The organism is Kitasatospora sp. NPDC058478 (assembly GCF_042720345.1).
In the GTDB taxonomy this organism is placed as follows: Bacteria; Actinomycetota; Actinomycetes; order Streptomycetales; family Streptomycetaceae; genus Kitasatospora.
The window spans coordinates 3,374-13,526 of record NZ_JBHXML010000125.1 but is presented as its reverse complement, the minus strand read 5'-3'; the positions used below and the strand labels follow the sequence as shown (position 1 = coordinate 13,526).

7 protein-coding genes are annotated in these 10,153 nt (G+C 71.9%); 4 read left to right on the top strand and 3 right to left on the bottom strand.

The features are described 5' to 3' along the window. Positions 1 to 137: 137 nt before the first annotated feature. Complete coding sequence (locus ACFWPT_RS39785; RefSeq protein WP_380487863.1) at positions 138 to 755, bottom strand: TetR/AcrR family transcriptional regulator C-terminal domain-containing protein; 618 nt, start codon at positions 753 to 755, stop codon at positions 138 to 140. 66 nt (positions 756 to 821) lie between these two features. On the opposite strand from ACFWPT_RS39785, the gene ACFWPT_RS39780 reads away from it, so the two are divergent. After that, complete coding sequence (locus tag ACFWPT_RS39780) at positions 822 to 2,084, top strand: beta-ketoacyl-[acyl-carrier-protein] synthase family protein (protein ID WP_380487861.1); 1,263 nt, start codon at positions 822 to 824, stop codon at positions 2,082 to 2,084. 657 nt (positions 2,085 to 2,741) lie between these two features. Here the strand turns inward: ACFWPT_RS39780 and ACFWPT_RS39775 are convergent. Then, positions 2,742 to 3,320 carry a TetR/AcrR family transcriptional regulator gene (locus ACFWPT_RS39775; RefSeq protein WP_380487859.1) on the bottom strand — a complete coding sequence of 193 codons (579 nt, stop codon included), beginning with the start codon at positions 3,318 to 3,320 and terminating at the stop codon, positions 2,742 to 2,744. 1,340 nt (positions 3,321 to 4,660) lie between these two features. Here ACFWPT_RS39775 and ACFWPT_RS39770 point away from each other — a divergent pair. Further along, positions 4,661 to 5,101: a hypothetical protein gene (locus ACFWPT_RS39770; RefSeq protein ID WP_380378929.1), complete on the top strand. Its 441-nt coding sequence runs from the start codon at positions 4,661 to 4,663 to the stop codon at positions 5,099 to 5,101. A 315-nt stretch (positions 5,102 to 5,416) separates the two neighbouring features. On the opposite strand, the gene ACFWPT_RS39765 is transcribed toward ACFWPT_RS39770, so the two are convergent. Next, a complete protein-coding gene (locus ACFWPT_RS39765) occupies positions 5,417 to 5,605 on the bottom strand; it encodes a hypothetical protein (RefSeq protein WP_380487857.1) in 189 nt (62 codons plus the stop codon). A 321-nt stretch (positions 5,606 to 5,926) separates the two neighbouring features. On the opposite strand from ACFWPT_RS39765, the gene ACFWPT_RS39760 reads away from it, so the two are divergent. Beyond that, complete coding sequence (locus tag ACFWPT_RS39760) at positions 5,927 to 6,409, top strand: hypothetical protein (RefSeq protein ID WP_380487855.1); 483 nt, start codon at positions 5,927 to 5,929, stop codon at positions 6,407 to 6,409. A gap of 44 nt (positions 6,410 to 6,453) precedes the next feature. Then, positions 6,454 to 10,104 carry an FxSxx-COOH system tetratricopeptide repeat protein gene (fxsT, locus tag ACFWPT_RS39755; protein ID WP_380487853.1) on the top strand — a complete coding sequence of 1,217 codons (3,651 nt, stop codon included), beginning with the start codon at positions 6,454 to 6,456 and terminating at the stop codon, positions 10,102 to 10,104. The last annotated feature ends 49 nt before the right edge of the window (positions 10,105 to 10,153 follow it).

The following is a 10,153-nucleotide window of genomic DNA, read 5'->3' as shown; positions in this document are numbered from 1 at the left end:
CGTTCAGTACACCCTCAAAGTGGCCTGGCACCCGCCCCTACCTGCGGAAACGCCCTAACTCACCGGCATTGCAGCGCAGAAGGCACTTTCGTGTTCCCGCTCATGATCCGGACACAACCGCAAGTGAAACGCGCAGGCTAGCCGTGTTCGGGTTCGTCGTGGATGGTCAGTGCTCCGGCGAGGTCGAGGTCGGCGACGGTGCCGTGTGCCCCGGCGCGGACGAGCAGCACTGCGCCGAGCGCGGTGCTCCAGAACGTCCTGGCCTCCACGTCGAGCGGTCGGCGGACCTTCCAGCCGCGACGGTCGATGAGCTGGCTCACGAAGCGCTCGGACTGCCGGAACAGCAGCTGGAGGTGCCGGTCGACGACGGGGGCGAGTTCGGGTTTGGAGATCCCGGCGGCGAGTGCCCGTGCGACCGGTGGGAGCGAGGGCATGGCCAGTACGGCGCGGGCGATGTTGCGCCGAAATGCCGCCGCATCGGGGGCCTGGCGGCCGATGCGCTCGATCCGTCGGGCGTCGTGCAGCAGGCCGAGAAAGGCGGCGTGCACGAGCAGGGAGTCCTTGGAGCCGAAGTGGTAGGTGACCTGGTTGGGGAAGGCGCCTGCCGCGTTCGCGATCTCCGCGACGCTCACCTCGGCGCCGGGCCGCTCCTTGCAGAGCCGTGCAGTCGCCTCGATCAGCTGGCGTCTGGTCGCGCGACCGCGGTCACGCGACCGGGCCGGTGTTGGTCGGGCTTCGGTTCGCTTCTTCTCCACACCCGAATTGTATGTGATACAACTAGGCCCGTTCGCTTGTATCGCATACAAGAAAGGTTGAGTGGCATGCACAGGACCGAAGTCGTCGTCACCGGGCTCGGCGCGATCACACCACTGGGCGCAGACGTGGAGTCCACCTGGCAAGCCCTGCTCGCGGGGCGGTCGGGCATCCGCGGCGGCGCCCTGCGCGGCCACGAGGACGCCGGCCTTCCCGACACCGCCGCAGGCACGATGGCGATCGACCCCGCCCAGTCGCTGCCGCCGGCGCAGGCCAGGCGGCTCGACCGCTCACAGCAGGCGGCCTTCACCGCAGCGGCGGAAGCCTGGGCCGACGCCGGCGCCCCGCAGGTGGACCCGCACCGGCTCGCGTCAGCGATCGGCACGGGCATCGGGGGCGTACGGACACTGCTGAAGGAAGACGACGTACTGGAGACGGCCGGGACACGGCGCGTCTCGCCACGCACGGTACCGATGCTCATGCCCAACGCGGCAGCGGCGCTGATCAGCATCGAATACGGCGCACGGGCCGGGGCCTACACCCCTGTCTCGGCATGCTCCTCCGGCGCCGAGGCGATCGCCCTGGGGGCCAGGCTCATCCGTGCCGGCGAGGCGGACGTGGTCATCGCGGGCGGGACCGAGGCCGCGATCACCCCGATCACCGTCGCCGGCTTCGCCCAGGCGCAAGCACTGTCGCGGTACACCGCCGAACCCGCCTCAGCGTCCCGCCCCTTCGCCGGGGACCGCAGCGGATTCGTCCTCAGCGAAGGCGCCGCCGTCCTGGTACTCGAAAGCGCCGAGCATGCCGGCCGCCGGCGCGCACACGTCCACGCGGTGCTCGCGGGAGCCGGCATCGCCGCCGACGCCCACCACATCACGGCGCCCGCTCCCGACGGCTCCGGCCAGGTCGCCGCCATGCGCAAGGCCCTCGCCCAAGCCGGTTTGACTCCCGAGCAGATCAGCCACATCAACGCCCACGCCACCGGAACCCCGGCCGGCGACACCGCGGAGGCACGCGCGATCAGACAGGTCTTCGGTCGCGCCACCGTCACTGCCCCCAAAGCGGCACTCGGCCACCTCTTCGGCGCGGCCGGCGCAATAGAGGCGCTCATCGCCGTCCTCAGCGTGGAACACGGCGTCATCCCGCCGACCCGCAACCTCACCGCAGCCGGCATCGCACCCGACATCGATCTCGATGTCGCCACAGCGCGACGAGACGCCCCCCAGAAGGCCGTGCTCAGCAACTCATTCGGCTTCGGCGGACAGAACGTCTCACTCATCGTCACCCGCGCACAACACCACACCTCCCGCAGCGCCCCGACGGCACCGTGACCCACGTAAAACGCGCCACTGTCCCCAGAAGGCCGCCACCGGTGGATCGAACATGGCAAGACCCGTCCGATCACGCACGTCACCGCAGAAGTGGGGACTTTCCGAGCAACGGCGCCGAGGCGGGCGAACCGGCACCCGCCGCACAGCGAACTCGGGTTGACCGATCGAAGCTCGACGCCACACCCTCAGCCGGGCACGACACCGGCCGACGCGGTCACACACGTTGAGGAGATGCGCCGCGCCCACACGTGGCCGGCCACCCGCAACGCCCACGAGCCCGCCGCCGACGGACACCGTGACCGCCGGGCCGCCCGTGCCTCGCGGGGCCCGTTGCGCCCGTTCGTCGTCGTCGAGGCCGGCCAGGAGGGTGCGGGCTTTCGGCACGCAGGGGCGGGCAGGTCCCTGTCGAAGCGGCGCTGGAGGTATCCGGCCTGGCGGCAGGCCGCGCTGCCGTGCACGGCCGGAGGGCCGGTCGCCGCCGTGGCCCGGCGCCGCCGGCCTGCCATCCACCACTGCCCCGGCCTGCTCGGCCGGGCGCCGCGTGGCCGACGTGCCGGGGCGGGTCCGACCAGCCGGTGGTCGTGGTGGTCGCGGGCGCCTGCCCGGCGTGCCGGGGAACTCGGTGTCGGCGGGGTGCCGGGGGCGCTGATCGGGGTGCTACGGGTAGACCGCGGCGAGCAGGCCGCGGACGAAGCGGTCCAGGTTGTCGAGGCCGGCGGCGGCCGGGGTGTCGGGGCCGGCGCCGAGCAGGTGTGGGATGGCGCCGTGCAGGGCGAGGGTGACGGCGGCGGATCGTTGCGGGGTGACGGGCAGGCCGGCCGCGCGCTGGGCGTGTTCGAAGGCGGTGAAGTCGGCGGCGGAGATCGGGTCCAGGATCGCTGACAGCCAGGTGCGGCGGGTGGCCTCGGTCTGGAGTTCGAGGTAGGCGAGCATTCTGGGGCGGCCCGGTCCGGCGACGTTCTCCAGCAGGCCTGCGAGCATGGCCACCAGGCCCTCGCGGTCGCTGGGCCCTGGACCGGAGGCCGCGATGTGTTCGGCGACCATGCGGTACTGCTCGGCGCACCGTTCGGCGACCGCGCCCAGCAGGGCGTCCCGCGTGGGGAAGTAGTTCTTGGTGGTGCCCGACGGCACCCCGGCGGCCGTGTCGACGGCCCGGTGTGTCAGCCCGCGCCCGCCCGCCTCGGCCAGCACATCGATGGCTGTATCACGCAGCAGGTCCCGTCGATCATGATTCACCGTCAATTTTCCTTTCCTGGCCGCGACTTGACTATATCACCACGGACGGGGTACCACATCTGTGGTGGACTTCCCGGAGGGAAGCCGCACGGCGGATCAAGGTCGGCGACGACCGCAGAAAAACGCCCGCCGCGACGTGAGACGCAAGGAGTAAGGGGAAAAAGCGATGGCCAAGTTCCGCGGACACTGTGGTGAGTGCGGATTCAAGACCGAATGGACCACCGAGGCCACGACGGAGCAGGACCTGCTCGATCACTACACCAGGCGGCACCCGCACGTCGAGCCAGGCGGCACCCGCACCTCGAGCCGGGCGGCGCCTCGCAGATCGCGCCCGGCAACCCGGACGGGCTGGGGTGCCTCGGCTGGATCGCCATCGTGATCGTCGCATTCTTCGTCCTCGCCATGTGCTCGCGCAGCGGCGGCTGAGCATCGGCGCGCTGCGCTCTCCGGACCGGGCGGCCGGATCGTCCGCCTGTCCATCGGGCGGGACGGGGATCGGCCGCTGGCGGACAAGCCGAACCACCTCAACCGACACGTCCGTACGTCTGGAGAGCGCACACTGAAGCGGCCAGCGCCCCGGGACCTCACAGCCGGGGTGCCGGCCTCCGTCATCTCGGGTGCTGCCGGCATCCCGAATTCCGAGCTCCGCGCGTCGTGCAGGACGGCACCGATGCCGAGCGCGAGCGGGCCGCCGCCGAAGTCGCGGCCGCCGAGGAGAAGCGGCACGGCTCATAACCCCGTCTCACCCCGGCGTAGGCCGCTGACCTGCGCTGGGGGGTTTCGCCCGGGGCGTTGGTGAGTTCCGGGCACCGGCCGGTGAGTTCCGGCTGTTGGCGCAGGTCAGCGGCCGGTGAGTACGTCCGTAGATGGGCCGTCCGGGCGGTGGCCAGGTTCAGCTGGAGTTGCTGGCCGAGCACGGGCCGCTCGGGCCGGTGTGGTGGCGCTACGGCCGCCCCGGCCGGCACTACCTCACCGAGGCGCTCGACAACCCGGACAACCGCGCCGCCTACGACCGGCGCCAGGCCGCCCGGGACGGTGGTGAGCAGTTCGGCGGTGGCCGGGTTCTCCTCGGCGGCCGGTCGCGGGTCTGCCGCCGCGCCGCGCATCCCGGCGGCCCCCTTGCCGACCGGGACCGCTGGCAGCCGCGGGAGGGAGCACCGGCGCCGTCGCCGTGCCCGTCTTCTCGGGACCGCCGCGCACAGTACCGGCCGCCAACGGCACTGCGGACCGGCAGGTCAGGACTGGCGTTGGCGCCTGCTCTGGCCAGGTCCGGCAGGCGGTCCGACCAGGCATTTATGTCAGATTGACGATAATGGATCTGGCGGGCTAGCGTGCCGGGCATGCGAGTGATCCTGACGCGCGACAGCGTGCACCCGGGAGACGACCCACCACACCACTGGGACTTCACCGTCGACCCAGCGACCACCCTGGGCGACCTCATTGACCAGGCAGCCAACTACCCATACCGGGTGGACGGCTCCAACTGGTCGATAGCCCTCACAGGCACCCCCGCGGGCGAGGCCCCGATCGCCACGGTGTCCATGCACTGGGCGAAGCCACGCTTCACGAACGAGGCGGACCGGCAGCTGCGCCTGGACTCGGTTGGCACTACTCCGGGCGAGCTCAGGCTGTACTTCCGGTGGCACCCCGGAACCATCCCCGAAGCGGAGAGGTCCTACTCCGGCCCGGTCTCGCTGTTCCCGTTCTCACTCGTGGACCGGCTGGCCGAAGCGACCCTGGAGTTCTGCCGGCGGTGGCGCAGACTGCCCGGAAAGGGCTGACAGGTACGGACACCGGAAGCAGCAACGCCGCCGCCCGGCTGACCGGCCGGACGTCGACGCCGCGGACCGCGCCCTTGCCCACGGCGACCTCAAAGGTTCCCTCGCCCAGCTAAAGCGCGAGGTCCAGGCCACCGACGGCGACCTGACATCCCTACGCCTGACAGGCTCTCCCGGCGAGCTGCACACGAGAACGGACCTGGCCTGGCGGACCGTCAGCATGGCGGCTGCCTTGTACGCACAGCGCTCCCAGCCACCGCACTGAGCCGGGCGGCAGCGGGCAGGGACCGAGTTCCGCCAAGGCCGCCCGGGTCGCTGCTACGCCGCACCAGCCGCGACCGGCTCGTCGTCGATGTGCTGAAGCCGGCCGCGTGCCCGGTCCTCGCCGGACAGCTCGGCCCAGTACCCGTCGGCCCAGACAGCGTGGGCAGCCTGCCGCTCGGCCTCCTCCAGACGGGCGGACTCGGCCAGGTGCTCCTCACCCAGCCCCTGCCGGGCGGCCTCCACATCGCCTCGGTCTTCATCGCGTAGTGGGCGAGCAGGTGACATAGGACGAGAAGCCGCTCATCGTCCGGTCGGACCTGCGCCAACACCGGTTGCGACCAGTCGCATCCGATGCTGCAGGCCGAAGATATCCGGCAGGTCGGCACCGCGCTCGTCCAGCTCGGACAGGGCGCGCAGGTAGACGCCGGTGAGCGGGTTGCCCGCCGGGACACGGCCGCGGCGCGGACGGCGGCGGGACGGCGGTCTTCTTTCGATGAAGCCATTGGAGTTGAATGTCGGTCAGTTCTGCAAGGAGCACCACCGAGGGATAGAGGGTAGCCGGGAATGCTGTCGGAGACGTTGAGCGCACTGGCTGCGGCCGGGGGCACCGGGATCGTCCAGGCCGCCGGAACGGACGTGTGGACGGCCACCCGGGAACGGATCGCCCGCCTGCTAGGCCGCGGGCGGACCGAGGACGAACGCCTCGCCCAGGCACGCCTCGACCGGACCAGTCAGGAACTGGAAGCCGCAGCCCCGCAGGAACGGGCAGCCCTTGCACAGCGACAGGAACACACCTGGCAGACCCGGCTGGCCGACTTCCTGGAAGGACTGGAACCGGCCGAACAGACCCAGGCCGCCGAGCAACTGCGCGCCCTGCTGGTCACCGCCCCCGCCGACCCCGCTCCCCAGGTCCACGCCGACAACAGTGGAGTCACCGCCGGCCGGGACATCGACAACCAGGGCGGCGCGATCGGCCGGGACTTCAGCGGCTCGGTCACCATCGGCGCACCCGACCGCCCTACCCCGCCGGGAACGGACCCGCGCTGACCGTCCCCGGAGCCGAGCACGGCCCCGCCGGTCCGCGAACCGGCGTGCGCAGCCAGCACGACCTCGTCAACTCCGGCGGCGTGGTGGCCGGGAGCGTCCGCGGCGACATCCACGTCCACAGTCCCACCACCCCACCGGCCCTCACCTGGCCGATGCAGATCGGCACCGTCCCCACGGTCGCGGACTGCTACCACCACCGCCCCTGCGTCGACCGCGCCCTGCGCACGGGCACCGCCACGGTACTGAGCGGACCGCAAGGCACCGGCAAGACCCAGGCCGCCGCCCACCGCGCCCAGTCCGCCCTGCGGGAAGGCACCGTGGACCTGCTCCTGTGGACCGACGCATCGAGCCGGACCGCTGTACGGGACAGTTACGCCCGGGCGGCCGCTCACCTCGGGCTGGCCCAAGGACCCGACGCCGCAACAGCCTTCCTCGCGTGGCTGCACACCACGAACCGCCGGTGGCTGCTGGTCCTCGACGCGTTGGCCGACCGCAGAGACATCCATGACCTGTGGCCGGACCCGGCCCCCAGGAGCGAACTCGTGGTGACCACCCGCAGCACGGACCGGCAACTGCGCACCCGACGGCGCGCGACGCTCCCCGTGCGCCACTTCACCACGTGGGAGTCCGTCGGCTACCTGGCCGACCGCCTCGCCGTCCACGACCTCGGCGCCCCGGAGTCCGAACTGACCGCAGCCGCCGACGCGGCAGGCGGCCGACCGGGCGAGCTGTGCGCCGCCGCCGACCAGCTGATCGAGGCCGGCTCCGGCCCGCCACCACACCCGTACGGCCTGCACCGCGGATCCGTACAGCTGCGCCGGCACGTGCCCTGCCCGCTGTGCGCCCCACCGGCCCCGGCCACCGGCATCGCCCTACGTCACGCCCCGGAGGACGAGGTCTGGGCCCGGTGGATCGAGGCCGTCCTGACCGCGGCAGGACTCGGCCCACTTCGCGAGGAAGCCGACGCGGACCGCACGATCGTGCTGCTGTCCACCGCCTACCTACGCTCGCCATGCTGTGCCGACCCCGTCGAGCACGCCCTGGTGACGGCACGCATCGACGCCGCGTCGCCGCCGGCCTCCCACCCCTCGGGCCCGACCGTCGAGCTGACCGGCCACCGCCCCGAACAGGCCGCCGCCGCCCTGTTCGCCGCACTCGGCGGCGCACCGCGACCACCCGACCTCACCGGCCTGCGTTACCCCGGTACAGGCCCGGCCCACTTCAAGGCCCCGCCCCGCCACCTGTCGTTCACCGGCCGCAGCACGGTCCTGGAACACCTACACCGGCAGCTCGGCGGCGCAATGGCGGCCGTCCTGCCCAGCTCCCAGACCCTCTACGGCCTCGGCGGGATCGGCAAGACACAGATCGCGTTGGAGTACGCGCACCGGTTCGCAGCCGAGTACGACCTGGTCTGGTGGATCGACGCCGAACAGCCCGAGCTGATCGGCCCCACGCTCGCCGACCTGGCACGCGAACTCGGCCTGCCGGTCGGCGACTCGGTCGCCGAGGCCGCCAACTCCGCCCTGACCGCCCTGCGGCGGGGCACCCCGGCCGCCCGCTGGCTGCTGATCTTCGACAACGCCGACGACCCCGCCGAGATCCTCCCGTTCCTACCGGGAGGCTCGGGCCACATCCTGGTCACCTCCCGCAACCCGGAGTGGAACCGGGTGGCCGAGGCCCTCGCCGTGGACGTCTTCACCCGCCGCGAGAGCATCGAGCACCTGCGCCGCCGCGTCGCAGGCCTGACCGAACCGAACGCCGACGCGGTGGCCCACGAACTCGGCGACCTCCCCCTGGCGATCGAGGTGGCCGCCGCCTGGCTGGACGCCACCGGCATGCCCGTCGACTCCTACCTGGCCCAACTACGCAGAGCGGCCGCCCAGGTACTCTCAATGGGCCGACCAGTGGACTACCCCGCCACGGTGGCAGCCGCCTGGAACGTCTCGATCACCCGGCTGCGCACCGAGGCCCCCGCGGCCGCCCGCCTGCTGCAGCTGTGCGCGTTCTTCGCCCCCGAGCCCATCTCCACCCGGCTCGTCTACGACAACGAGCAGATACTCCACGCGCTCTACGGAGAGCGGGCCGACGGACCAGCCACCCAGATCAACCTCGGCGCAGCTATCAAGAAGATCGGACGCTACTCCCTCGCCCGGGTCGACAGCACCGGCATCCAACTGCACCGGCTCGTCCAGGCGGTCATCCGCAGCACAATGACCGCAGAGGAGCAGCGCGGGGCCGCCCACGACGTCCACCTCATCCTGGCCGCCGCGCGCCCTGCCGACCACGACATCGACAATCCGGCCAGCTGGCCCGCGCTGGAGGAGATCTGGCCGCACCTGACCGCCTGCGCCACCCACCAATGCGACGCCCCACAGCCCCGGCAACTGCTCATCGACCGCGTCCGCTACCTGTGGAAGCGCGCTGAACTGCACAGCGCCGACCGCCTGAGCGAAACCCTCATCCCGGTATGGACCGACAAACTCGGCCCGGACGACCCACAGAACCTGCGGCTGCGCTTCCACCACGCCAACATCCGTCGCTCACTGGGACGTTACACCGAAGCGCTGACGCTGGACGAAGACGTCCTGGAACGCCAGCGGACCACCCTCGGCGAACACCACCCGGACGCCCTGATGACCGCCGGGTCACTGGCCGCCGACCTACGGGGCCTAGGCCGCTTCCAGCTCGCGCTCGCGCTCGACCTCGACACCTACGCCCGCCTCACCACACTCTTCGGCGCCGACAACCCGCGCACCCTGGCCATGGCCAACAACCTGGCGATCGACTACCGGCTGGTCGGGGACAGCCAGGCCGCCCGCGACCTGGACCAGGAGACCCTGCAACGACGAGAGGCCGTGCTGGGCCTGCGACACCCGGCCACCCTCTCGACGAAGTACTGCCTCGCCCGCGACCTGCGCGACCTCGGCCACTTTCCGGCCTCGATCGCCCTGCTGAGCGAGGTCACCGTCGGCCTCGCCGCAGTCCTCGACCCCGACCTGCCGGAGCGGCTGCGCAACGACACCTCGCTGGCCGTCTCGCTGCGCCGGGCAGGCCGGCTAGAGGAGGCCCGTACGAAGAACGCCACCGCCTACGAGCGCTACCGGGAACGCTACGGCGGGGACACACCGGACGCTCTGATCTGCGCGGCCAACCTGGCCGCAGACCACAGCGCCGCCAGCGACCACGGCCTCGCCCGAGACCTGACCGTCCAGATCCACGCCACGTACGAGCGACTGCTCGGCGCAGACCACCCGTTCACCCTCGCCTGCGCCGCCAACCTCGCCCTCTACCTGAGGACCAGCGGTGACGCCGAGGCTGCCATCGTGCGCGGCGAGGCGGCGGCGGAGGCGCTGGGCCGATCCGTGGGCCCGACGCATCCGTTCACCCTCAAGACGGTGATCAACCTCGCCAACGCCTACGCCGACACCGGCCGCCATGGCACGGCGCTGCCCCTCCTGCAACAGGCCCTGGCCGACCTGGGTGCCCGCTACGGCACGCAGCACCCGGACGCACTGGCCTGTGCCGCCAACCTCGCCCGCACCCTACGCGTCCTCGGCCGACCGGTCGAGGCCGCCGAACACCACGCCCACGCCCTCGACGGCCTCACCCGTCGTTTGGGCGTCGACCATCCCGACACCCGGGCGGCCCGCGACGGGTGCGCGATCGACCTCGACCTCGAACTCCAGTCGGTCTGAGTCCCGGCGCCCCGGGCCCGGGGCGGACTCTTATACACATCAGAAGCTG